Origin of the sequence: Parapedobacter koreensis, from assembly GCF_900109365.1 — a bacterium.
GTDB lineage: Bacteria > Bacteroidota > Bacteroidia > Sphingobacteriales > Sphingobacteriaceae > Parapedobacter > Parapedobacter koreensis.
This window is the reverse complement of record NZ_FNZR01000009.1, coordinates 192,191-216,212: the sequence shown is the minus strand read 5'-3', so window position 1 is coordinate 216,212 and position 24,022 is coordinate 192,191. Positions and strand designations below refer to the sequence as shown.

Genomic DNA, 24,022 nt, shown 5'->3' with positions numbered 1-24,022 from the left:
GGTCAAAGATAATTATTCTCGTACTAAAGTTCCAACGGGCTCGCCATTGGCAAGTGCCGCAAGGTTGCCGGGTTTGTTCATGTCAAACACGATAATGGGCAGCTTATTCTCCTGGCAAAGGGTGAAGGCCGTCATATCCATCACATTGAGCCCACGGTTGTATACATCCTGGAATGTGATTTCATCGAAGCGGGTTGCCGTGGGATCTTTCAGCGGGTCGGCTGTGTAAATGCCGTCTACGCGTGTGCCCTTGAGCACCACATCGGCATTGATTTCGATGGCACGGAGCGATGCGGCTGTATCCGTAGTAAAATAAGGGTTGCCCGTACCTGCACCGAAGATGACCACCCTTCCTTTTTCAAGGTGGCGTACTGCACGGCGCCGGATGAAAGGTTCGCAGATTTGTTCCATTTTAATGGCTGTGAGCAGACGCGTTTTAATGGCCCGTTTCTCCAGCGCATCTTGCAGCGCCATGCTGTTGATGACCGTCGCCAGCATGCCCATATAGTCTGCCTGCACGCGATCCATCCCGGCCTTTTCGGCGCTGAGCCCGCGGTAGATGTTGCCACCTCCGATGACGATAGCTACTTCCATGCCTTTGTCATGAATTTCTTTGATATCCTTGGCGTATTGAGCTACGCGGTTGATATCAATACCATAGTTTTGATCGCCCATGAGGGCTTCTCCGCTGAGTTTGAGTAGGATGCGTTTGTATTTCATATAACTTGCTGTCTTGGAGAGGGACTTTCCAAGCGGCAAAGATAAAAGATTTTTTTTAACTGTCGGATTTGACTTTACAGGCAATCAGGCATTTTGCTGTACACTATCGATGACTTCTTGGTAATATTGCTCATATAGCGGCATGATATTGGCCAATTTAAAGTCCTTGGCACGCTCCAAGGCGGCTTCCTTGAATTGCTCCAAGCGCGTGTTGTCTTCAAGGATATGGATAGCATTATTGGCCATGGAATCCACGTCGCCGACGTCGCTGAGGAAGCCTGTTACGCCATTCACATTTAATTCGGGCAACCCTCCAGTGTTGGACGAGATAACGGGTACTTTGCAAGCCATGGCTTCCAGTGCCGCAAGGCCAAAACTTTCCGAGCCTGAAGGGATGATGAAAAGGTCGGACACCGACAAGATTTCCTCGATGGCGTCCTGCTTGCCCAAGAAACGGATATCATTGGCCACGCCGAGCTCACGGGACAGTTGTTCGGCAGCTGTCCGTTCCGGCCCGTCACCCACCATGAGCAGCTTACTGGGTACTTTTTCCTGTACTTTCTTAAAGATGCGGATGACATCAGTGGTGCGTTTTACCTTGCGGAAATTGGAGGTATGTACCAAGATGCGCTCGTCTCCTGGAGCAATGGCTTGTTTAAAATGCTGGCGAGGTTTGAGGCTGAAGCGATCCAAATCGATAAAGTTGGGGATGACGCGGATTTCCCGCGTTACGTCGAAGTAGCTTAACGTTTCTTCCTTCAAATTGTGGGATACAGCGGTCACACCGTCCGATTGATTGATGGAAAAGGTCACTACCGGACTGTAGCTGGCATCTTTGCCCACGAGCGTGATATCTGTGCCGTGCAATGTCGTCACCACAGGAATATGAATGCCGTAAGTGGCTAAAATCTGCTTCGCCATGAATGCCGCCGATGCATGGGGGATGGCATAGTGTACATGAAGCAAATCAAGCTTTTCAAACCGAACGACATCCACCAGCTTACTGGCTAGGGCCAATTCATAAGGTGGAAAGTCAAACAAGGGATACTTCGATATGGTCACCTCATGGTAATAGAGGTTCTCCGAGAAAAAATCCAGCCTCGCAGGCTGGCTATATGTAATAAAATGGACTTGATGGCCACTGGCCGCCAAGGCTTTACCGAGTTCTGTAGCCACCACACCGCTTCCACCAAAGGTGGGATAGCACACAATACCTATCTTCATTTGCTCCCTTCAATTTGCTTTACCACAAAATACGGATAAATTTTCCGAAGGGATGTTCACGAGAACGTAAAAAGATTGGTATGATGGCGTTAAAAAAATTTGGATTTAGTTGCGAAACTAAATTGTTAGTTTTATATTTGCTTATAGCTCATGCAAGAGAGGTTAACCAACGACAAAATCATGAAAGAATTAAAAGAATTGACACGTGCCGAGGAACAGATTATGCAGGAATTGTGGGATCTTAAAAATGCTTTTGTAAAAGACATTATTGACCGGCTGCCCGTGCCGAAGCCTGCTTACAATACCGTATCTACCATTGTACGGATATTAGAGACGAAAGGGTTTGTTGGCCATGAGGCTTTCGGTAAAAGCCACCGCTATTATCCCTTGGTATCTAAGGAAGAGTACCGCACGTTTGCTACAGGCAAGTTATTACACGGCTACTTCAATAATTCGGCGAGAAATATGTTATCCTTCTTTTTGGAAGAGGAGCAACTCGATCTTAAAGATGCTGACGAACTCTTAAAGTTACTGGAAGAAGCACGGAAACAACGGAGGTAAATCATGATGATGTACTTACTACTGGCCAATTTTTACCTGGTCATTTTTTATGGCTTTTATTACTTATCCCTGCGGAAAGAAACGTTCTTTCGGTGGAATCGGATTTACCTGCTTGGAGGCATGGTGTTGGCATATACCTTGCCTTTTATGGAATATTCAGCATGGCACGCTTATACAGGATACCGGCCTTATTTGCCTGTAATACAGGCCAACGATACCGTGGTAGTTCAGTATACAGCTGCTGAGGAAGTAAATCTGACGACCGCTACGCGCCAATATATATTGGTTTATGGCTATGTAGCCGGATGCGCAGTGGCGTTCCTGCTGTTTGCATTTCGCCTGCTCGGCACACTCCGCCTGTTAAATGGGCGATCCCGAGGCAAAGCTTTTTCGTTTTTTGGAGCCATCCGCATAGACCGTGCATTAGGCGGCCACGAGTTGATAAACCGCCATGAACAGGTACATGTGAGCGAGTGGCATAGCATAGATATTTTACTGATAGAGTTGGTTAAAATTTTCAACTGGTTCAACCCTGTAGTGTATCGTTACGAACGTGCTATCAAATTACAACACGAGTACATCGCGGATGGAAAAACAGCTGCCGGTGATGATATTGGCTATGCCGAGTTGTTGGTATCCCATGCCATGGGAGTGGAACGCAGGCTATTGGCCAATACATTTTCGGACAAACGCCTGTTAACGTCCCGGATAAGCATGCTCCTGCGTGATAAATCGCCTCAACAACGCTTATTCAGGTACGTGTGGCTGCTGCCCATCGTAGTTGGGTTGGCTGTTTTTTCGATAGCATGCAACCAAAGCGGCGGAGACAATGGCAAGGAAACAGAAATGACCGCAGCCACCGGATTGGATACGAACGATTTTAGAAAAGCCCTTGGGCAGCAGGTCAGCTATAGCAAAGATGCCCTAGCAAATAATATGCAGGGAATGTTGGCCGTGGCTTATGAAAAAGTAGGCAACAGTTTTGAAAGTATCCAGTTCCTGAATAGGTTGGGGCACGGTCAGGAAGCTGAGGTATTGCGCGTGATGCAGCAGGAAGAGGTGGAGCGGCTGGCTCCCGAAGGGAAAAATATGTTTACCATCACCTTTAAGATACAAGGATTAGCATCGACGGACTTATCCTCGCCACCTCCTCCGATGTCACCGGATCATACGCAATTGGGAGATTTAGTCATCATCGGATACGCTGCCGAACCCCCGCCTCCCCCACCTGTGGATCCGCGTTCGGCTAAGACAGATAAAAAAGCGCCGGAAATCGTTGTGATTCCAAAGCCAAAAATACAGCAACACCTTACCATTAAGGTGGAAGATACGCCACAGGATGCCGCCGCAGAAGAAGGTTCCGATGCGCTTTTTCAATCCGTAGAAGTTAATCCAGAGCCACCGGGTGGATTGCGGGCGTTTATGGAGTATATCGGGAAAAATTATGACTATCCGCAAGAGGCCATTGATCAGGGGGTGAATGGCCAGGTGCAGGTATCCTTCATCATCAATAAAGACGGTAGCCTTACGGACCTGAAGTTGGTTCGGGATTTAGGCTATGGTACAGGCGATGCAGCCATCCGCGTATTGCAAAAGAGCGCCAATTGGTCTCCGGGCATTCAGAATGGCAGGCCCGTGCGAGTGGCTTACACCTTGCCCATCCGGCTGAATCTACAGCAGTAACATGCTGCTATTACGCGGTTCTGGCCCTTAGGGTGAAACCAATTGCATCAATATACCACATAAATAGCCGGCGTAGGTGCCGACAGCATAGGCACATATCGATAGGATCACACCCACCGATACTAACGATGGATGGAAGGCTGCAGCGGTAGCAGATGCTGAAGCGACCCCACCGATATTTGACATGCTTGATACCGCGAAGAAGAAAAAAGGAGCACGTATAAGCCATCCCACAATGGCCAGGAATACTACATGAAACAGCATCCAGATGATGCCGACTAAGAATAGCCCGGGGTTATCAAATATTGAGAAAATATTCATCTGCATGCCAATACTGGCGATAAGCACATAAAGAAATACCGTTCCTATTTTGGAGGCACCAGCTCCTTCGAATTGCCTCGCTTTAGTGGCAGAGAGCAGGATGCCAAGCACGGTGACAATCAGAATGATCCAAAAAAAATCGGATGTAAGGCTGAATTTATCAAGATAGGGGGCATGGGCATTGATCCATTTGGCGATTGAACTGCCGAAGAAATGAGCGATGGCTGTGGTACCGAAGGCCAACCCCAACATGATCATTAAGTCCTTTATTTGAAGAGTTCTGGTGTTTGTGCTTTGATAGACCTCCATCCTTTTTGTCAATTCTTCCACAGCACGGTTATCAGCACGGAAGAATCTGTTCATCCGTTCGGCTTTACCTGCGCCAAAAAGCAAGAGCGCCATATAACCGTAGGCAATGAATACATCAACGGCGATAGTTGCTGAAAATAATTCGGGAGATGGCTCGAAGATCCGGTATAAGGCAGCTTGGTTGGCACCACCTCCTATCCACGAACCTGCTAATGTGGCTAAACCCCGCCAAACTTCGTTAGGTCCTGTTCCGCCCACTACCTCAGGCGCAAATAATCCAACTACATATACGGCCAAGGCACCACCAAACATCACGCTTACTACCGTCGTTGCAAACATTATCCCGGCGTGTTTGCGTAGTTTCCACAATTCGGGAAGGTTGAGGCTCAGCGTAAATAACACTAAACAAGCGGGCAATAAGTAATTTGAGCTCACGCCATACAATGCTGAATTTTTCCCATCAATAACGCCAATAGAGTTTAATAAGCCCGGAATGAAATAACAAAGCAAGAGGGGAGGCAATACGGAATACAACCGTTTAAAAAACCAATGGTTTAACGATGAGGTATAAAATACGCCAGCGAGGACAACCATCAATACACCGAAGACTATCGCATCGTTTGTAATCAATGGTATGGCTACGGCGATCATCATCGGTGTTACTCTTTGTTTGAATCTACCACCAAACGTTTATCCCGGTTGGCGACTTCCCATGCAGTATAGAATACCAGCTGGGCACGCCTGGCCAGCATCTCAAAATCAATTTTATCTACCGTGTCTGCAGGGGTGTGGTAGTCCGGGTGTAATCCGCTGAAATAAAACACCACCGGGATACCATGCTTGGCAAAGTTGTACTGGTCTGAACGGTAGTAGATACGCATGGGATCTTTCGGATCGTCATACATATAATCCAGTTCCATATGCGTGTATTCGGCGTTGGCATTTTCATTGATGGCCTTCAGTTCGGAACTGAGTTTATCTGATCCAATCGCATGCACATAGTTGTGGTTGCCGCGCAGGTGTTTGTCATCTATCCTGCCTATCATATCCATGTTGAGGTTTACGACCGTGCTTTCCAATGGAAAAACAGGATTTCGCGCGTAATAGTTTGAACCCAACAATCCTTTTTCTTCGGCCGTAAAGGTGATGAAAAGGATGCTTCGCCGGGGGCCATGGCCTTCTGCTTTAGCTTTGGTATATGCGCGCGCAAGTGTTAATACACCCGTTGTGCCGGAGCCATTGTCGTCCGCACCGAAGAAAATGGTGCCGTTTTGATTGCCGTCATGATCGTAGTGGGAGGAGATGACTACGAGCTCACCTTTTAGGTCTGTACCTTCGAGGTAGCCCAATACATTGGGGGAAGTAAAAGGCGTTATGACAGTGCCAAAAGCCGTATGGAATCTCCCGCTATACGTTTTCGTTTGCGGTTGCTGCGTATTGTTGATTTGTTGTTCCAATGCCGTTATGGTCATTTTTGCCCCTCTCAGAAGCAGGTCAGCCATTTCTGTGCTGATGTTGGCCACGGGCGTGGTATTGATCACTGGCTGGTTGGCACCCTCTTCAAGCGAGATACGGGGCTGCACAAGCCGTGCGCCAAAGCGTTCGAGCGATTCTTTGATGGTATTTGATACCGCGATAATAAGCTTGGGTTCTTTCGCTGTGATATTCTGCAACCGCTTGGTGCGTGACGTCACCCACTCAGATGGTGTATCGGTGCCGGTGATCAAGGAGTTACCTTGGGCGTTTTTGGGTTCGCCTTCACTCAGCAGCAAGACAACTTTGCCTTTAATATCGATGCCTTTGAGGTCGTCGTATTTCCCTTCGCTGATACCATAGCCGATGAAGACGATTTCTTTTGCGTCCACGCTGGTCTCAGGCCCGTTGCCTACAAAGTAAAAATCCTTACCATTGACAAAGGATTTACCGTCAATAGCAAAATCCTTGACCTCAAAGCTTGTCCTTACTAGCTTTACAGGCTGGAAATATGAGCCATTTACAGGAGCCGTCAATCCCAGCTTTTCAAATTCACTGGCGATATAGGCCGCAGCTCGTTCGCCTCCGGCCTCACCGGTACCGCGGCCTTCAAATGCTGCCGAAGCCAAAATGGAAAGATGTGCCTTGGCCGCTTCGGGGTTAATTTCGGCAGCATATCTTTGTCGTACCGGATCTTGCGCTACAATGCATCCGTAAAAAGCTGGGATTAGGAAAAATAAGGATAAAAATCGCTTCATTTTGCTACTTTTTTATAAACTTGAGGGTGAGTCACCAGGTAGGAGCTGCCAGGCATTGGGCTTCTGGCTCCCGACTTAACACGAGATCTTGTTTACGCGATTGGCATGGCGTCCGCCTTCGAAGCTGGTTGCCAGAAATGTGCTGACGATAGTCTTGGCCAATTCCACGTCGATAAACCGGGCGGGGATACATACCACGTTGGCGTCGTTATGTTGGCGAGCCAAGGAGGCAAGCTCTTCCAGCCAGCAAATGGCTGCCCGGATCCCTTGATGTTTGTTCGCTGTGATGGCCACGCCGTTCGCACTGCCACAAACCAATATTCCACAATCAAACTCGCCGCTTTCCACCGCTGCTGCTACGGGATGGGCAAAATCAGGGTAATCAACCGATTCGGCTGTATACGTGCCGAAGTCTTTGACGGAATACCCCGCATCTTTGAGGTAGCTTATGAGCGCACCCTTATGATCAAATCCGGCATGGTCGCCGCCAATGGCAATCGTTTTGTTGGCTGTCATGGTATGTATGTGGTTAGTCATTTTTCCCGCTATAAAAATCCAGCTCGGTTTTCTTCCGTCTTTTTTCCACCCTACCGGCGACGATGATACTCACCTCGTAAAGCAAAAACATGGGAAAGCTTACCGTAAGCATGGTGATGATATCCGGTGTAGGGGTGATAATTGCGGCGATGATCAAGATAATGACAACAGCATACTGGCGTGACTTCCGCATAAATTGGGGAGTCATAATGCCCAATTTGGAAAGGATAAAGATGACGATGGGCAGTTCGAATACGATGCCACATCCGAGCGCAAGCGTCGCCACGAAAGACAGGTAGTTGTCAATGGTGATGGTGTTTGAGATGTCTGCGCTGATGGAATAATTGGCCAAAAAATTCATGGCAAGGGGTACGACCACAAAATAGCCAAATAGCAAACCAAGTATGAATAGCATGCTGGCATAGAATACGAACCCACTGGCTGATTTACGCTCGATGTCGGTCAGCGCAGGTTTGACAAATAGCCATACCTCATACAATAGGTAGGGAAAACCCAATACGACGGCCATGATAAGCGACGAGTTGATCTGTAAGATAAACTGCCCAGCCATCTGCGTATTGATGATGGTACCCGGCACTTCAGTCACGCAGAAATCAGGGGCATTGATCCATTCCGCGATTTTGCACATCATCCGATAAGTCCAGAAATCGGGATTTTTAGGCCCCATGATGATGTCATCAAAAATGAAATCGTAAAATGAAAAGGCCAGCACCATAAAGACCGCAACTGCGATGGCCGATCGGATAAGGTGCCAGCGCAACACTTCAAGGTGGTCAAAAAACGACATTTCGGCTTCTAGGTTCTTGCCTTTATTTTTGATGGTATCAATCAGTTTCTTTCCGGATAACTTGCTCATGGTGATATAAAAAACAAAAATACCATTCTAATTGATAAGAATGGTATGTACTTCACGGTATCTTGCATTTATTCGCTCAAATCAAACGTTTCCATAAACTTGGTGGTGAAGTTGCCCGCCCTGAAATTGGGGTCACGCATCAGCCTTAAGTGCAGCGGGATAGTGGTCTTGATGCCTTCAATGACAAACTCACTCAACGCACGTTCCATCGTGCAGATGGCTTCCTCGCGGGTCTGCGCCACGCAGATGAGCTTGGCAATCATGGAATCGTAATTAGGTGGGATCACGTAGCCGGAGTATGCATGGGTATCTACCCGTACACCGTGGCCGCCGGGCGAATGGAAATTAGTGATTTTGCCCGGTGATGGCCTGAACCCATTGAATGGGTCTTCAGCATTGATGCGGCACTCGATGGCATGCATCGTCGGCTCATAGTTATTGCCTGAGATGGGGATACCGGCGGCTACTTTAATCTGTTCTTTAATAAGGTCAAAGTTGATGACCTCCTCGGTGACGGGGTGCTCTACCTGAATCCGTGTATTCATTTCCATGAAATAGAAATTACGGTGCTTGTCTACCAAGAACTCGATGGTACCCGCTCCCTCATAGTTGACGGCTTTGGCTCCCTTGATGGCTGCTTCGCCCATGGCCTTGCGTAGTTCAGGCGTAATAAAAGGAGAGGGGGCTTCCTCGATAAGTTTTTGGTGGCGCCGCTGGATGGAGCAGTCACGTTCTGAAAGGTGGCATACCGTGCCATACTGATCACCGACCACCTGTATTTCAATATGGCGCGGATCTTCCACGTATTTTTCGAGGTAGATCCCATCATTGCCAAATGCGGCACCCGCCTCTTGGCGTGCGGAGTCCCATGCAGGCTCAAACTCTTCGTCTTTCCACACGATGCGCATACCGCGTCCGCCACCGCCAGCGGTGGCTTTGAGGATTACAGGATAGCCAATGTCATTGGCTATTTTTATGCCTTCCTTGATGTTTTTAACCAATCCTTCTGAGCCGGGGATGGTCGGTACACCGGCATTTTTCATGGTTTCCTTGGCCGACGATTTGTCTCCCATCTGTTGGATTTGCTCAGCGGTAGCACCGATAAACTTGATGCCGTACTGGTTGCATATCGATGAGAACCGGGCGTTTTCGGAAAGAAACCCATATCCGGGATGTATGGCATCCGCGTTGGTCAGCTCAGCGGCAGAGATGATGTTCGGTATATTGAGGTACGATTCTTTACTGGGGGGGGGGCCTATGCATACGGCCTCATCGGCAAAGCGTACATGCAGGCTATCGCGATCGGCGGTGGAGTATACCGCTACGCTCTTGATACCCATTTCGCGACACGTACGGATGATGCGCAATGCGATTTCCCCACGGTTGGCTATTAATATCTTTTTGAACATGAATGTCAGCTTTCTTCTATGGGTAGTATATGCTTAATTATACAATTTATACAATTTGATATAGCAAATGGATTTGACGCAGCGCAATTATTTAGGCTCAACCAAGAATAACGGTTGATCGTATTCTACAGGTTGTGCGTCGTCTACCAACACTTTGACTATCTTACCTGAAACTTCAGATTCGATTTCATTGAAGAGTTTCATGGCTTCCACGATACAAACTACCTTTCCGGCGGTAATTTCATCACCTACATTTACAAAAACCGGTTTGTCAGGCGATGAGGAGCGATAGAATGTCCCAATCATTGGCGATTTGATGGTCACGTAGCCAGACGTGTCATCCGTTTTGGAGGTGGTCGGAAGCGGTGTTTCTGCGGGTGCGGGCACGGATGCAGGAACAGCCGGAATCGGAGCTGGCGTCGGCACCGTAGCCGTCACATAAGTGGGGGCTTGGTTGGTTTTTATGGTGATTTTGAAATCTTGTTCTTCTATAGCTACTTCGTTCACCCCTGATTTAGCCACAAACTTAATCAGGTCTTGAATCTGTTTGATATCCATGCTCATTGCTTAGTAGGTTTGATAATAAGAATCAAAAAATATAGTCTAATCTATTAATTAACAATTAAATTGGTGTTTTATTGCCCATACGCCCATTTCAAGTAGACCGCTCCCCATGTAAACCCTCCACCGAAGGCAGCGAGAATGAGGTTGTCGCCTTTTTTTAGCTGGTTTTCCCATTCCCATAAGCATAAGGGAATGGTAGCAGCCGTTGTGTTGCCATAGCGCTGGATATTCACCATCACTTTTTCTTCAGGGAGGCCCATGCGGTCGGCAGTGGCGTCGATGATACGTTTGTTGGCTTGGTGCGGTACCAACCAAGCCACGTCATCGGCAGTGAGGTGGTTGCGTTCCATAATTTCTGCAGCTACATCCGCCATATTGGTCACGGCAAATTTAAACACGGTACGGCCTTCTTGGTAGGCATAATGCATATCCGCATCTATCGTAGCATGTGAAGCGGGATAAAGCGAGCCCCCGGCTTTGATGTTGAGGTAAGGACATCCCGAGCCATCGCTCTTGAGAATGGCATCCATCACGCCCAACCCTTCTTCATGCGGTTCGAGCAATACGGCACCGCAGCCATCACCAAAGATGATACAAGTCGTGCGGTCTTTGTAATTAATTACAGACGACATTTTATCGCCACCCACCACAAGCACTTTTTTGTGCATGCCGGATTCAATGAATTTGGCACCAGTGGTGAGGCCGTAAATAAAACCCGAGCAAGCAGCTTGCAAATCGTATCCCCAAGCATTTACCGCACCGATTTTATCAGCTAAGATATTCGCCGTCGCAGGGAATGGCATGTCGGGCGTGCAGGTACAAAAAATGATCAACTCGATTTCTTCTGCGCCGATGCCCCGTTTTTCAAGCAGTCCTTTCACAGCAGGTACAGCCATGTCAGATGTTGCTTTACCCTCGCCTTTCAATATCCTACGTTCCTTGATGCCTGTACGTGTCGTAATCCACTCATCATTGGTTTCGACCATGGATTCGAGCTCCTGGTTGGTAAGGATATAATCCGGTACGTACCCGTTTACAGCCGTGATGGCAGCATGTATTTTTGACATATAGTATTTTAGTTGAAAGCAGATTTGATTTTTTCAATAATATTGGATTCAATCATGCTTTTGGAGAGCAGTATCATGTTTTTAATAGCTTCCGGACTGGAAATGCCGTGCCCGATAATTACAGGGGCATTCACGCCCAATATGGGGCTTCCGCCATACTGCTCGTAGTTGAATCGGTCGAAAAATGCGTCACTGAATCCTTTCTTCCGAGTGAGCACATAAAAAGATTCGGCAAGTTTGAGTACCACATTACCCACGAACCCGTCGCATACGATTACGTCGGCCTTATCGTCAAACAACTCACGCCCTTCAATGTTGCCGATGAAACGGATGCGATCGTTTTCCTTCAGGAGCGGATGGGCAGCCAGGGTAAGCATATTGCCTTTTTCTTCTTCCTCACCAATGTTAAGCAGGCCTACGGTGGGCGCTTGAATGCCGTAAATATGTTCGGCAAAGAGGCTGCCAAGCAGGCCAAATTGGGGAAGCATCTCAGGTTTGCAATCCGCATTTGCCCCTACGTCCAGCAGGATACCAAAGCCGCTTTTAATTTTGGGAACATTGGTTGCAATGGCAGGGCGGATAACCCCGGGAATAGTCTTCACACTGAAGACCGAACCCACCAACATAGCCCCCGTATTGCCGGCGGAAGCAAAGGAGTCGATCGCACCTTCCTTAAGCAGTTGAAATCCGCGGCTAATACTCGAATCGGGCTTTTGCGCAATTGCCTTAGTCGGATGTTCGCCCATGCCGATGTTGTCCGGGGCGTGTACGTATTCAAAAAAAGCAGGGTCCTCGCCTGCTTGTTCAACGTGCTGCTTCGCAATGTCTTGGTCGCCTATGAGTACGATTTTCTGATCTCCCGAAAGCAATTTCGAAGCCAGAATGGCCCCTTCTACCGTTGCTTTTGGTGCAAAATCACCACCCAGTATGTCTAACCCAATCTTCATCCGTTATTATTTTTCTTCCGCAAAAGTTTACTTTTAAAGGCCGGAAGGAACCGCCATGTCGAATTTCCTTTCGTCGCTATGCGGCAGTTTCAATCCAATAATACGCAAAAACACCCCAAAGTAACGTATAAAATATCGGTTACACGTTATGGGATGTTCAATTTTTTGAAAGATCAACTTTAGGCGGAGGCAGCGTTTTCGATGATTAGCTTGCCGTTGTAATAAAGGTTGCCATCGACCAAATATGCGCGGTGAGGTAGGTGCACAGCACCCGTTTCCTTACAAGTTGCCAAGGTAGGCCGTTCAGCTTTGTAATGCGTCCTTCTTTTGTCTCTCCGTGCTTTGGAGGTTTTACGTTTTGGATGTGCCATCTCGTACTGTTATTTTAGTTATATTTTATGTTCTTCAATGCATCCCAACGGGGATCTGCCTGTTTTTCTTCGTGTTGTTCCGGCGCAAGGTTATTCAACTTCGCTAGCACGGACTCATCGCAAGTAATATTATCACCTTGTTCGCTGCACTTGATGTAGTGCGGTACAGCGACGTTGATGTATTCATACAACAACCCCGCGATATCCACTTCATGCTCATGCCGTGCAAGCACCAGGATTTCTTCACTGCTTTCTGCCATGTCATCGCTTTCGTCGTCTGCGAATTTGACGATGAGCCGCTCCTCAATAACCGTTTTTGATGGGAATGTGGAGAGGCATACATCACATGTCAGGTTGACGGTGCCTGCAATATGGAACCAGAGTATCATCATGTTTTCTTGCTTGTGCAGGTCTACCGATACTTTAAGATTGCCATCTTTCACAATGGAATAGTCATAACAATCAAAGAACGCCTTATCCACATCAAATTCGAAGTCATGCGTACCCAAACTCAACCCTGTAAAAGGTATCCGATATTGCTTCAAATAATTCACCGTCCCACAATTGAGCCTGCAAAGGTAAATATAAATTATAAGATATGAAAGTTTTTGTGTGGATAAGTGGATAAAGTGTTGTTTGACACAGTGGTACCCTTCTAATAGCCGGGGTTCTGCATCAGCTGTAAATTGGCATCAAGTACGACCATGGGTATGGGCAGTAAGCGATGTTTTGGTTCACTGTATCCACGTGCGGCAAGGAACTCGGCAGCGCGCTCCCAGCGAATCAGGTTGGCAAACTGGAGCCCCTCCCGCTTCATGTCGCTCATCCACAGATCTTAGTACTGGGTCATGAGCGCTGCCGTGGAGATGCCGGGCGTAAGCGGGGGCATACCTTTCAGTGATAGCAGTACGTTACAGGCATTTGTTGCTGCTTCCATGTTTCCGATAGCGACATTGGCTTCGATGTTCATGAAGTAGGCTTCGCGTAACCTTAAGAAAGGCAATTGATCCCGTTGATAGAAGTATTCCTTGATTGCGCCGCCCAGTACTACAGGGGAAGCCCAGATGATTTCGGCGCTATTAGCACGGAAAACATTTTGGTCAGGGAGGAGGGAATAATACCCAGCCGCAATGATTTCCGTGGTCATATGCAGGCGTATTATTGGTATAATCGGTTTGGGAAGCATAGAGAAATACCTGCGCTTGGGCAACAGCTGTCCCTTTGGGGTGGTTGGGTTCCCATCCCATTGCATCCCATACGGTCACTTCAATCGTGGTTGTCTGGAGGGCGTCGTCCACGGTTGTGCCAGTCAGGGGCTTTTTCACAGTGTAGATGACTTGGCGACCGTCAGGAGCAATTTCGCCACTGATGGGAACGCCATTAATCCAGATCTTATTCCCTGTTTTGGTCACCAATAGGGTTTTGCCGCTAAGACTCGTCAGCGTCTTCCCATCCGTTAATCGTCCAAACCGAAGACACCTTTAACCAAGTGATCCATCAATACAGAATCCGTAAGGTCATCGCCCGAGAAATCATCCAGTGGCTCGGTTGCGGCTACCTTGCTGATAGCTTGTATGTCATTGTCCACAGGGTTCAACGGCGCGAATACGGTTCACCCTTCAGCAACGTCTTCTTGTTGAAGGGTTAAGGATTTAAGGGCATCGACAAATACGCTGATGCTGTCTGCATTGGCCATGCTATTCGTGATGTCTTCGATTACTTCAACGGGCGTGCGGTCTTCCAAGCCATCATCGTCTGGTACAGGGTCGTTTTTTTACAGGCCGAGATAAGACCTATACAGATCAGGGTCGTTAAACAAGGTTTAATCCAGTAGTTTTTCATAGTAGTCCGATTTTTGATGTGGTAAAGATATAGGTTCGGTAAAAATGAAAAAATACTCAGTAGAAGGTATTTTAAGACCATGTCTCAGGTTATCTTTGTATCATTTTCAATGAACCGTATAATAAATAGGCTTAAAAACGTTACTATAATAAACTTTAAGTAAAAGCCATGAAACATCAGTATGTAACTGGGCTAGCGCTTTGCTTAGGCATTATCGCAGAGGCAATTTGTTCGCCGGCGATGGCCCAGCAATTGACAGGGGGTAATTCGTCCACGACTATCACCATGCGGGGTACACCGGTGCATACGGTTGGGACCTTACCAGCAGTAGGATCGCAGGCAAAAGATTTCACCTTAGCGAATGTGGATCTTGCCGATAAGACGTTAACGGATTTTTCAGGTAAATACATCATCCTCAATATTTTCCCGAGCGTAAATACGGGAGTGTGTGCACTATCTGTACACAGGTTCAATGAGGATGCAGCAAACTTGCCCAATACCACGGTGTTATGCATTTCCAAAGACCTGCCTTTTGCGCAAAAGCAATTCTGCGGTGCGGAAGGTATTGATAAGGTGGTGATGTTGTCCGACTTCCGATCAGACTTTGGCCTGCAATACGGCGTGCAATTGGCCGATGGCCCCATGCGGGGCTTATTGAGCAGGGCTGTGGTCGTCATCGACCCACAGGGCAAAATCGTGTATGAAGAACAAGTGTCTGAGTTGTCACAAGAGCCCAACTATGCGGCCGCTTTGGCAGCCGTAAACCCTTAATAAAAACCGACGACGATGGATCAGAAAATCATTAATCTCTACGACCAGTACACACACAGCCAGCTTACCCGGAAGGAATTTATGAAACGACTGGCTATGCTTGCTGGCAGCACGGCTGCGGCGACGGCATTGTTGCCGCTCCTGCAAAACAATTACGCGGAAGCAATGCCATTTCAAAGTGACGATATTATTTCCGAAAACATCACCTACCCCGGTGTAGATGGCGATGTAAAAGCTGTATTGGCCAAACCCAAGAATAAAACGGGCATCGGCAGTGTAGTGGTTATCCATGAAAATCGGGGGCTGAACCCGCACATCGTTGATGTCACCAAGCGCGTGGCTGCCGAAGGCTTTATTGCGTTGGGGGTAGACGCCCTTTCGCCTTTTGGTGGTACGCCTGCCGATGAAGACAAAGGGCGGGAACTTATCGGCAAGCTGGATATGGAGAAGACCGTCCAGAATTACCTGAAAGGGCTCGATTACTTGCGTACTGCGGACGGAGGCAATGGCAAAGTGGGCTGTGTAGGCTTTTGCTGGGGTGGGGCGATGGCCGGAAGGCTTGCCGTAAACGACCCACAATTACAGGCTTCCGTGGCTTACTATGGCAGCCAGCCCAATGTGGCCGATGTGCCAAAGATTAAAGCCAGCCTGCTGCTACATTATGCCGGATTGGACGAACGTATCAACGCAGGTATTCCGGTGTATGAAGGAGCATTAAAGGCAAATGGCGTCGATTACCAGTTGTTTGTCTACGATGGGGTAAACCACGCTTTTAATAACGACACCTCACCCACGCGGTATGATGAGGCGGCTGCTAAGCTGGCTTGGCAGCGGACAATTGGCTTCTTTAAGAGCAAGCTGGCGTAGCACCTTCATCGCCATAATAGTTCTTGCCGATCTCAATCCGCTCGCGGCCATGCTGAAGCCGCCAGTGGTTCGTATCGCGCAAGGAGTAGGCACAGCCGCAATACTCTTGCATGTAGAAGTGTTCGCGTTTGCTGATTTCAAGCATGCGCGAGGAGCCGCCTTTCTTGCGCCAGTTGTACGTCCAATAGGTGATGCCGGGATAGTGCCCGGCAGCACGCTCACCACAGTCGTTTATCTGTTCAAAATTTTTCCAGCGGGAGATGCCCAGTGAGCTGGTGATCACCGGGAATCCGTTTTCGTGGGCATATAGGGCCGTGCGCTCGAAGCGCATGTCGAAGCACATTGTGCAACGGATGCCACGCTCCGGCTCATGTTCCATGCCTTTGGCACGGGCAAACCAGTCGTCTACATCATAGTCGGCATCAACGAAGGGGATGCCGTGTTTTTCGGCAAACTTGATGTTTTCGTCTTTGCGCAGGTCATATTCTTTGCGGGGGTGGATGTTGGGGTTGTAGAAATAGATCGTAAAATCAATATCGGATGCAATCAATGCTTCCATCACCTCACCCGAACAGGGCGCACAACACGAGTGCAACAGCAATTTGTTTTCGCCGTTTGGTAGTTCCAATTTTTCGCGTTTGATTCCCGTAGTTTCCGTCTTCATGCCCACTTTTTTGAAAATGCAATATTACTGATTATAGCACATTGTTGCAAATGGTTGGTGGAGTCCATTTTTTATCCGTATGTTTGTTTAGATCCCATTACGCAAATAAGATTTCTCATACCATGTCAAACGTAGGAATGATCATCGAGGAGCGGCCTGCAGATATCGGCAACTTCATGGTGGGAAGGCTGTTGCCTTTCCGGGGCAAACGCATGGTAGGGCCGTATATTTTCATTGATCATATGGGGCCTGCCAAGCTCAGTGATACACAAAACGTAGATGTACCACCCCATCCACATATCGGCTTATCCACGCTTACCTACCTTTTTGAAGGTAGCATGATGCACCGCGATAGTTTGGGCACCGAAGTGGAAATACAGCCTGGGGCAGTCAATTGGATGACGGCTGGGCGCGGCGTAGTCCATTCTGAGCGGACGCCTGAATACCTGCGTCATTCCGATAAGAACCTGCATGGCCTGCAGATTTGGGTGGCTATGCCCAAAGATCTTGAAGATGAAGAGCCTTCCTTCCATCATGTAGAGGCCAAGGATATTCCCTATTGGGAAGAAGGCAATGTGGCTTTCCGGCTCATAGCAGGGGAAGCCTTCGGCCGTCGATCGCCCGTACCGGTATATAGCAGGCAGTTCTTTTTGGAGATACATAGCACCATTGATCAGCCGCTAAGCATTGGCCAGCAGCTGTTCGGCGAGTCGGCCTTGTACATCCTCAAGGGCAGCATTGAAAGTGAAGGGCATACCTATTCGCCGAAGCAGATCCTGGTGGCCAAAGAGGCCACATTGTGTACATTTACCATCCATGCGGATACCAGCATTTATATTTTCGGTGGTGAGCCATTTCCCGAAGAACGCCATATCTACTGGAATTTTGTGTCGACCAGCCGCGAAAAGATAGAAGCAGCAAAGCAGCGTTGGCGGGAACAGCAGTTTGATCCGGTACCGGGTGAAACAGCGTTTGTGCCATTGCCTGCAACCTCATGAGGTTTCTCCCCCTAAAAATTCATAACTTTGCCCAAAACCCTGTTGGATGAAGAAGTCGTTTGGTTTTCTTGCCGTAATGGTCGGTGCACTGCTCGCCCTTGGTAGTTGCATGCGCAATGACGATGAACCGCCAGTGCCCATAGTACCGATATCAAGGTTGTACGTATCGTTTCAGGATGTCACCGAAAATGACGTTGAAGTACCCGTAGACAATATTGCATTGATTGACCCCGCTGATGGCGAGGCTATGGAGATCGATTTCGATTTCAATTCCGGAGCAGTGGGCGGGGCTGGTATCCACTTTAGTCCGATTGGCGGACTGGTGTTTCAGTCGGGACGTTTGGATACACTTATCCGTATTATGCGGGTCAATAATTTAGGCCAATTGGCGACCGCGGGTAGACTTGGCAATCGTTCATTGAATCTTATGCGGGGGTTGGCCTACCACTTCCCATCCGAAATGCTGTATGTAGCCAATATCGGAGAAACCTCCCATCTTTATGGCTTTCATCAGCCGGTAAACAAAAACGGTTTCACCCGTCCAAGACGGGCGTTGCAGTTGGAAAGTGGGATTGTCCCTTGGGCTGTATCGCTATGGAATGGCAAACCATCGGATGACAGCTTATTGGTATCAAATTCCGGACAAGACGGCGGGGTATTGCTCTATCGCAACTTAGCGCAGGGGGATTCCGTAGAGACAAACTTTGCAGCACTCTCCAACGTTCGCGTTGAAGGTGCGACTAGTATCCGGGGCATTGCTTTCGTCGACTCGCTTGATGTGATGGTTATGGCTGATTTTGGCACCCAACAGGTGCCGGGCAAGGTGTACATTATCGAGGGTATAAAAGCATACTTGGCCCAGCCTTCGGCTACCGTGAGGCCCACACGTATAATCTCCGGTGAACTGACTGGCCTTTCGGGGCCAATCGACGTAGCCATCGATCCCCGGACAGATAGAAAGACCATTTATGTAGCCGATCAAACAACCCGCAAGGTATCCCGGTTCAAACTGTCTGATAGTGGAAATGTAGCGCCCGAGGCGACGATTACATTTGATTCTCCCAACCGGACACCATTTAGTATATTTCTGGATGCAAGGGGAATACCGGTACCGCAATAATTTACAGCGGAGGCAGGTTTTTATTACTACACGCTACTAAGCAAGCGTATCCAGCATGCGGCCGATTTCTTCTGTTTTGACCGTGTTGCCTGCTTGGGAATAAGACGTAACCAAGTTGCGTAATACACGCATGACAATGTCGAGATTACTACAGGGCAGCACAAAATTGTCGCTCGGGCTTAGGTTGAGCTGCTTGAGAAATGCAATCACGTCATGCCTGCCAAATATTTGCCCCCGGTTAAAGGCATTGATGTAAAACAAGATGCCGTGCCTGCTTTCCACTGGGGCATGATCTTCAGTATAAGCGAGAATAAAATGCTTCGGTAGATTCACCCCATAAATAGGGATATCGAGCTTTTGAGCCACAATGCTGTAAATACAAGCCAGCAGGATGGGGTTGCCCCTGCGACTCTCCAATACTTGGCCGATGTAAGAGTTTTGCGGATCGTGGTAATTGCTTGTATTGCCTGAAAACCCGTAGGCATTGTAAATGATATTGTTGAGCAAGCGCACTTTTTCCACGGCACTCATGCTGTAAATCATTTCCAACCAAGCATCGCGTTTAATGGCCTCGATTTGATTGACGACCTTCTGCTCGTCCATATCGGGGTACTGGTACTTATTAACGATAATCAGCCCTTGTAATAAATCAAAAGAACCACTTAACTTCCAAAGTTCGAGTTCCTGCAATACGTCTTCAAACTGTATCTTATGAATGAGGTTCTCGATGCGTGTTTGCAGCATGACATCGAAAGATTGCTCCCATACGGATTCCAGTCGGGTGATAACCTCCGGCCCCAGCGTGATGAGCTTTTGTTCCACATGCCGGAATACCTCGGCGTCTGGGTCGTCGAGCAATTTGATAAGTGAATTTAACTCTTTCTCGTTCATTATGACAAAGCTACGAAAAAACTATTTGATTTCCATATTACGCCATGGTAGCGCTATGACAGATGCGATAGGCTATACCGTTGTGAGCAATCTGCAAAAAAATCTTTTTTTAAATAAGGGTAAAACAGACCCAAGTTGTCAGACTAAGCAAATGGAAGTAACTTTGGCCAAAATAGACACATTGGTACATCCCGGTCATGAGCGCGCCTTTGAAGAGGCCTTTAAAACTAATTTTAAGGCATTGCATGCCTATGCGTATACGATGCTTCAGGACGAAAATGTAGCTGAAGAAATTGTACAGACTGTTTTTTTGAAATTGTGGGAAAACCGGGAGCGGTTAGCTATCCACACTTCATTACGGGCTTACCTGTATAAATCCGTCTACCATGATACCCTCAATCACTTAAAACATAAAAAGGTTCAACGGAAATATATAGCGGAAGCGATGATGGCCCATAAACAAGAGCAAGCTGCTGAAGTAGCAGCAGATAAGGAATTGCAGCGGCAGTTGCAAGAGGCGCTCAGGCAACTGCCCGAAAAGTGCAGGACGGTGTTTCAATTGAGTCGCTTTGAAGAACTGAAATATCAAGAGATTGCCGATAGACTCGGTATTTCCCTGAAGACCGTGGAAGCTCATATGGCAAAGGCGTTGAAATCGCTGAGGCTCCGGCTGGCTGATTTCCTGCCTTTACTGACTATCATATTATTTAATATATGACGTTATGGATGATATTTTGCTTACCAAGTACGTATTGAACGAAACGGATGCGGCGGAGGCTGCTACCGTGCGCAAATGGATAGCTGCGCATCCTGACAACGAAAAGTATTATGCACAATTTCGTTTTGTATGGGAAGCTAGCCAACGGCTTGCAGATACGAACGATATCGATGAGGAAGAGGCTTGGCAACGTTTTGTACAGCGGCGGGACGAGGCTGACCTTCGAGGGCGAACTTCCCCGAATATACTTCGAACGATGAGATGGCTGCGTATCGCAGCTGTATTGACCTTGGTGTCAGTTGCAATGGGTCTAAGCTATTACCTTTTGGTGCCGAGCGATGGCCTATTGTTGGGTACCACCTATGAAGCCACTAACTATCCCAACACTGATACGCTGGCTGATGGTTCTATCATTACCCTGGGCGCACGCGCATCGCTGCGATTTTCCCAAGGCCCACTCCAGCGCCAGCGACTGGTGAAGCTGCACGAAGGCGAGGTGTTTTTCAACGTTGCCCCGGATAAAAGCAAACCATTTGTCATCCATTCTGGAAAAGTAACCATCACCGTACTCGGCACCTCATTCCATGTGAAGCACAATGGCGACGAAACAACAGTCATCGTCGAAAGCGGAAAGGTGAAGGTCGAAGGGCTTAATCGAATGGTGGAGCTGACAGCCGACCAACAAGTAACGGTCAATACCCAGACCCAACAATTTGAGCAGACGGCCCGCAAGGGTTTAGTGTTGGATCATACGCCGCTTTGGCGCATTGCAGAATTATTGGGGGAAGCTTACGGCGTAACCATCGTGGTCGCCCGTGGTGAAATACGTGATTTGCCAATGACAACCACATTACGAGCAGGTACGTTAGATGAGCAGCTGCAGCTCATCGCCAAGACGTTGGGGATAACCGTGGCGAAACAAGCCGATACCATTGTATTCAAATAGCTGCTTCGCGTATGACCATAGCTAGTTTCTTTGGAAGATCGCTTTTGAAATGGTTATTGATTGTGGCGTGCGTCATGGAGGCTTCTGTATGTGATGCGCAAAATTACCTCATGAATGACATTGCCATTAATGACTCCAGCAACCAGCGTGTCGGTGATTTACTGGATCGCATAAGCCATAATCAAGCCTTTTACTTTGCCTATAACAGCAATACCGTCGCCGTCGATAGCGTGGTTAACGTGCCAAACTATCGCGGTACATTGATTGGGTTTCTCGAACGCATATTTGGCAGCGACTACGAATTTAAGGAGACCCCGGGCTATGTCATCATTCGTTATGCGCCGGGTGCGATGAAGCTTATCCTCCGCGTAGAGAAAGAGCGGGGCAGGCCATTGGTGATAGCGGGCCAGATCAGGGATGCCAATAATGACAATGGGATATACCTGGCCAGTATTTATGAACGTAATGTGTTGGTATCTACACTATCGGGGCCTACGGGTAATTTTAAACTGACCATCAAACGGCCGGACGAAACCATATGGCTGACGATCAGCAAGGAAAATTATCGGGATACCACTATTGCATTGTTGCCACCTGTGCAGGTCGGTTCAAAACACAAAGAAAGGCGTTATTGGCTTTTTTCGGCTGATGGCCATGGTGATGGACTGGATGGCACGGCCTTCGGACGCTTTTTCACCAACTCCAAGCAACGTATCCAACGCATCAACCTGGGTGGATTTCTTGCTTACAACCCTTACCAAATTTCTTTGATGCCGGGCTTGAGCTCACAGGGGCTCTTCAATAGCCAAGTCGTCAATCAAGTGTCACTGAATATCGTTGGCGGCCATACCGCCGGGGTAAACGGTGTTGAAGTAGGAGGTGTGTTTAACATCAATCAACAGCATGCACATTATTTTCAGGCGGCAGGTTTATTCAACCTGGTGGGCAGCGATGTCCGTGGCGTGCAGTTGGCTGGGGCATTAAACAGGGTAGTGCGGGATGTTGCTGGTTTGCAGGTTGCAGGGGTGAGTAATCAAAGCGGTAATGTAAAAGGCATGCAATTGTCCGGGATATTCAATGTTGCGGAAAGTCTTCGAGGGGTGCAAGTCGCGGGAGCGGTCAATGTAGCCGATAGCATAAAAGGGTTTCAACTGGCGGGGCTGGTGAATGTGGCTGGTAAGGTAGCAGGTGTCCAATTTGCCGCCTTGGTGAACGTAGCCGATAGCAGCGATTATCCACTGGGTATCATCAACCTGATTAAAAACGGGCGCAAAAGCATAGCGATAGGGATAGATGAGTCGAGCATGGCGCACGTTGCTTTTCGCTCCGGTGGGCGGCGATTGTATGGCCTGGTTGGCGGTGGCCACTACATGGATAGCAGTCCAATGAAGTATGCGCTTGAAGTGGGATTGGGTATTCATATTGTGCAGCACGAATGGTTCCTGTTAGATGCGGAGGCAGTCAATAGGATTAGCACAAATTTCAAAACGGATAGCGAAGATCAGTCGTCGATCCGGTTGCTACCGCAGCTCGGGATCGGTCGGCACTGGGGTATTATCGCCGGCCCCACAATCAATTATACAAATCGTGAAAGCAATAGTCTTTCAAATCCCATCAATGGGTGGAAATGGTATCATAATAGTAAAACAGGCCAGACAATCCATCTTGGGATAGTCAGTGGCATACGTTACCAATGGTAGGCCATTCACATTACGTTTTCTTGCAGTTGTATAAGGGTAAATCCGGTTTATGTTGTCTTGCTGTAAATGCCAACGATTTACAACATGAACACAATAAAACGTATGAAAACAATGGGAATGAGTATAGTCTTTTTGGCTGTACTGATGAGTGGTGGAGCCACGTACGCCCAAATGATGGATTTGGGTATTAAGGCCGGAGTCAATTTCGGATCGCTGCATAGCAGCTCCGACGCTGTACGAAATGTATCTGGAAAGCGTGGGCTGCATGTCGGTTTTTTTGCCCGTACTGGAGGGGACTTTTATGTTCAGCCTGAGGTTAATTTTTCTACGTTGCGTGCCACATACAGCTATGGAGAGACGCCATACGCGCCTACATTCCGGCAGTTGGATGTACCTTTGATGGCAGGCTATAAAATCATCAATAACGGTAGCATGAACCTACGGGTGTCTGCGGGACCAGCGGTAGCCCTCAATCTGAACAGCCCGCTCGCACCTGCTCGCACGGCGTATAAGCGGGCTAACGTGGGGGGCGTGCTGAATGCGGGCGTTGATGTAGGACGGCTGACATTTGATGCACGGTACGGTTTTGGTCTGACCACGATGCATGATAGGCTGGAGCAAAAACCACGTACATTCAGTCTTTCTTTGGGATTCAATATTCTGTAAGTGCTAAGTAAACTTGGA

Annotated in this window: 29 protein-coding genes; 10 read left to right on the top strand and 19 right to left on the bottom strand. The window is 48.1% G+C overall.

The features are described from left to right. Positions 1-12: 12 nt before the first annotated feature. Positions 13-720 (bottom strand): UMP kinase, encoded by a 708-nt coding sequence (gene pyrH, locus BMW65_RS19575; protein ID WP_090608057.1) that lies wholly within the window; start codon positions 718-720, stop codon positions 13-15. A gap of 84 nt (positions 721-804) precedes the next feature. After that, complete coding sequence (bshA, locus tag BMW65_RS19570) at positions 805-1,944, bottom strand: N-acetyl-alpha-D-glucosaminyl L-malate synthase BshA (RefSeq protein WP_090608055.1); 1,140 nt, start codon at positions 1,942-1,944, stop codon at positions 805-807. 180 nt (positions 1,945-2,124) lie between these two features. Between bshA and BMW65_RS19565 the strand changes: the two genes are divergently transcribed. Both BMW65_RS19565 and BMW65_RS23950 read left to right on the top strand, forming a co-directional pair. After that, a complete protein-coding gene (locus BMW65_RS19565) occupies positions 2,125-2,505 on the top strand; it encodes a BlaI/MecI/CopY family transcriptional regulator (RefSeq protein WP_090608168.1) in 381 nt (126 codons plus the stop codon). A gap of 3 nt (positions 2,506-2,508) precedes the next feature. After that, entirely contained in the window at positions 2,509-4,188 is a 1,680-nt protein-coding gene (locus BMW65_RS23950; protein ID WP_143053938.1) for a TonB family protein, read from the top strand. Positions 4,189-4,215: 27 nt separating this feature from the next. Here the strand turns inward: BMW65_RS23950 and BMW65_RS19555 are convergent, their stop codons facing one another. The 15 genes from BMW65_RS19555 to BMW65_RS24710 all read right to left on the bottom strand — a co-directional run bounded on the left by BMW65_RS19555 (position 4,216) and on the right by BMW65_RS24710 (position 14,565). Beyond that, complete coding sequence (locus BMW65_RS19555) at positions 4,216-5,472, bottom strand: DUF819 family protein (RefSeq protein WP_218145468.1); 1,257 nt, start codon at positions 5,470-5,472, stop codon at positions 4,216-4,218. Between the two features lie 5 nt (positions 5,473-5,477). Continuing rightward, positions 5,478-7,049, bottom strand: a complete 1,572-nt coding sequence (locus BMW65_RS19550; RefSeq protein ID WP_090608053.1) for a M28 family peptidase — start codon at positions 7,047-7,049, stop codon at positions 5,478-5,480. Between the two features lie 75 nt (positions 7,050-7,124). Then, a complete protein-coding gene (gene rpiB / locus BMW65_RS19545; protein WP_090608050.1) occupies positions 7,125-7,565 on the bottom strand; it encodes a ribose 5-phosphate isomerase B in 441 nt (146 codons plus the stop codon). Positions 7,566-7,578: 13 nt separating this feature from the next. After that, on the bottom strand, positions 7,579-8,463 hold the full coding sequence (gene tatC, locus BMW65_RS19540; protein ID WP_090608049.1) for a twin-arginine translocase subunit TatC: 885 nt from the start codon (positions 8,461-8,463) through the stop codon (positions 7,579-7,581). Between the two features lie 68 nt (positions 8,464-8,531). Beyond that, on the bottom strand, positions 8,532-9,872 hold the full coding sequence (gene accC / locus BMW65_RS19535; protein WP_090608047.1) for an acetyl-CoA carboxylase biotin carboxylase subunit: 1,341 nt from the start codon (positions 9,870-9,872) through the stop codon (positions 8,532-8,534). 87 nt (positions 9,873-9,959) lie between these two features. After that, positions 9,960-10,436 (bottom strand): acetyl-CoA carboxylase biotin carboxyl carrier protein, encoded by a 477-nt coding sequence (gene accB / locus BMW65_RS19530; protein WP_090608045.1) that lies wholly within the window; start codon positions 10,434-10,436, stop codon positions 9,960-9,962. A 71-nt stretch (positions 10,437-10,507) separates the two neighbouring features. Beyond that, on the bottom strand, positions 10,508-11,503 hold the full coding sequence (locus BMW65_RS19525) for a beta-ketoacyl-ACP synthase III (protein WP_090608043.1): 996 nt from the start codon (positions 11,501-11,503) through the stop codon (positions 10,508-10,510). Positions 11,504-11,511: 8 nt separating this feature from the next. Next, entirely contained in the window at positions 11,512-12,450 is a 939-nt protein-coding gene (gene plsX, locus BMW65_RS19520) for a phosphate acyltransferase PlsX (RefSeq protein WP_090608041.1), read from the bottom strand. Between the two features lie 179 nt (positions 12,451-12,629). Further along, positions 12,630-12,821, bottom strand: coding sequence for a 50S ribosomal protein L32 (rpmF, locus tag BMW65_RS19515; protein ID WP_090608039.1), 192 nt, complete (start codon positions 12,819-12,821; stop codon positions 12,630-12,632). Between the two features lie 14 nt (positions 12,822-12,835). Further along, a complete protein-coding gene (locus BMW65_RS19510; RefSeq protein WP_090608037.1) occupies positions 12,836-13,375 on the bottom strand; it encodes a YceD family protein in 540 nt (179 codons plus the stop codon). 101 nt (positions 13,376-13,476) lie between these two features. Beyond that, positions 13,477-13,647 (bottom strand): RagB/SusD family nutrient uptake outer membrane protein, encoded by a 171-nt coding sequence (locus tag BMW65_RS23945; protein WP_143053937.1) that lies wholly within the window; start codon positions 13,645-13,647, stop codon positions 13,477-13,479. 9 nt (positions 13,648-13,656) lie between these two features. Then, the gene (locus BMW65_RS19505; RefSeq protein ID WP_090608035.1) at positions 13,657-13,968 is read right to left on the bottom strand and encodes a hypothetical protein; all 312 of its coding nucleotides are present in this window, start codon (positions 13,966-13,968) and stop codon (positions 13,657-13,659) included. Continuing rightward, entirely contained in the window at positions 13,922-14,233 is a 312-nt protein-coding gene (locus tag BMW65_RS19500) for a hypothetical protein (protein ID WP_177181226.1), read from the bottom strand. The genes BMW65_RS19505 and BMW65_RS19500 overlap by 47 nt, the downstream gene beginning before the upstream one ends. Positions 14,234-14,277: 44 nt before the next feature. Continuing rightward, the gene (locus tag BMW65_RS24715; RefSeq protein WP_262497344.1) at positions 14,278-14,409 is read right to left on the bottom strand and encodes a hypothetical protein; all 132 of its coding nucleotides are present in this window, start codon (positions 14,407-14,409) and stop codon (positions 14,278-14,280) included. Between the two features lie 24 nt (positions 14,410-14,433). Continuing rightward, complete coding sequence (locus BMW65_RS24710) at positions 14,434-14,565, bottom strand: hypothetical protein (protein WP_262497343.1); 132 nt, start codon at positions 14,563-14,565, stop codon at positions 14,434-14,436. A 266-nt stretch (positions 14,566-14,831) separates the two neighbouring features. Between BMW65_RS24710 and tpx the strand changes: the two genes are divergently transcribed. Both tpx and BMW65_RS19490 read left to right on the top strand, forming a co-directional pair. After that, entirely contained in the window at positions 14,832-15,434 is a 603-nt protein-coding gene (tpx, locus tag BMW65_RS19495; protein WP_245747697.1) for a thiol peroxidase, read from the top strand. A gap of 15 nt (positions 15,435-15,449) precedes the next feature. Next, a complete protein-coding gene (locus BMW65_RS19490) occupies positions 15,450-16,301 on the top strand; it encodes a dienelactone hydrolase family protein (protein WP_090608029.1) in 852 nt (283 codons plus the stop codon). Here the strand turns inward: BMW65_RS19490 and BMW65_RS19485 are convergent. Then, on the bottom strand, positions 16,282-16,965 hold the full coding sequence (locus BMW65_RS19485; RefSeq protein WP_090608027.1) for an epoxyqueuosine reductase QueH: 684 nt from the start codon (positions 16,963-16,965) through the stop codon (positions 16,282-16,284). The genes BMW65_RS19490 and BMW65_RS19485 overlap by 20 nt on opposite strands. A 122-nt stretch (positions 16,966-17,087) precedes the next feature. On the opposite strand from BMW65_RS19485, the gene BMW65_RS19480 reads away from it, so the two are divergent. Continuing rightward, complete coding sequence (locus BMW65_RS19480; protein ID WP_090608025.1) at positions 17,088-17,963, top strand: pirin family protein; 876 nt, start codon at positions 17,088-17,090, stop codon at positions 17,961-17,963. A 46-nt stretch (positions 17,964-18,009) separates the two neighbouring features. Continuing rightward, positions 18,010-19,083: a hypothetical protein gene (locus tag BMW65_RS19475; RefSeq protein WP_090608023.1), complete on the top strand. Its 1,074-nt coding sequence runs from the start codon at positions 18,010-18,012 to the stop codon at positions 19,081-19,083. 36 nt (positions 19,084-19,119) lie between these two features. Here BMW65_RS19475 and BMW65_RS19470 read toward each other — a convergent pair whose 3' ends face one another. Next, on the bottom strand, positions 19,120-19,974 hold the full coding sequence (locus BMW65_RS19470; RefSeq protein WP_090608022.1) for a transglutaminase-like domain-containing protein: 855 nt from the start codon (positions 19,972-19,974) through the stop codon (positions 19,120-19,122). A 151-nt stretch (positions 19,975-20,125) separates the two neighbouring features. On the opposite strand from BMW65_RS19470, the gene BMW65_RS19465 reads away from it, so the two are divergent. The 4 genes from BMW65_RS19465 to BMW65_RS19450 all read left to right on the top strand — a co-directional run bounded on the left by BMW65_RS19465 (position 20,126) and on the right by BMW65_RS19450 (position 24,004). After that, positions 20,126-20,692 carry an RNA polymerase sigma-70 factor gene (locus BMW65_RS19465; protein WP_090608162.1) on the top strand — a complete coding sequence of 189 codons (567 nt, stop codon included), beginning with the start codon at positions 20,126-20,128 and terminating at the stop codon, positions 20,690-20,692. 4 nt (positions 20,693-20,696) lie between these two features. Beyond that, positions 20,697-21,638, top strand: a complete 942-nt coding sequence (locus tag BMW65_RS19460; RefSeq protein ID WP_090608020.1) for a FecR domain-containing protein — start codon at positions 20,697-20,699, stop codon at positions 21,636-21,638. 11 nt (positions 21,639-21,649) lie between these two features. Then, positions 21,650-23,338, top strand: coding sequence for a hypothetical protein (locus BMW65_RS19455; protein ID WP_143053936.1), 1,689 nt, complete (start codon positions 21,650-21,652; stop codon positions 23,336-23,338). A gap of 84 nt (positions 23,339-23,422) precedes the next feature. After that, positions 23,423-24,004, top strand: coding sequence for a porin family protein (locus BMW65_RS19450; RefSeq protein WP_177181225.1), 582 nt, complete (start codon positions 23,423-23,425; stop codon positions 24,002-24,004). Positions 24,005-24,022: the final 18 nt, after the last annotated feature.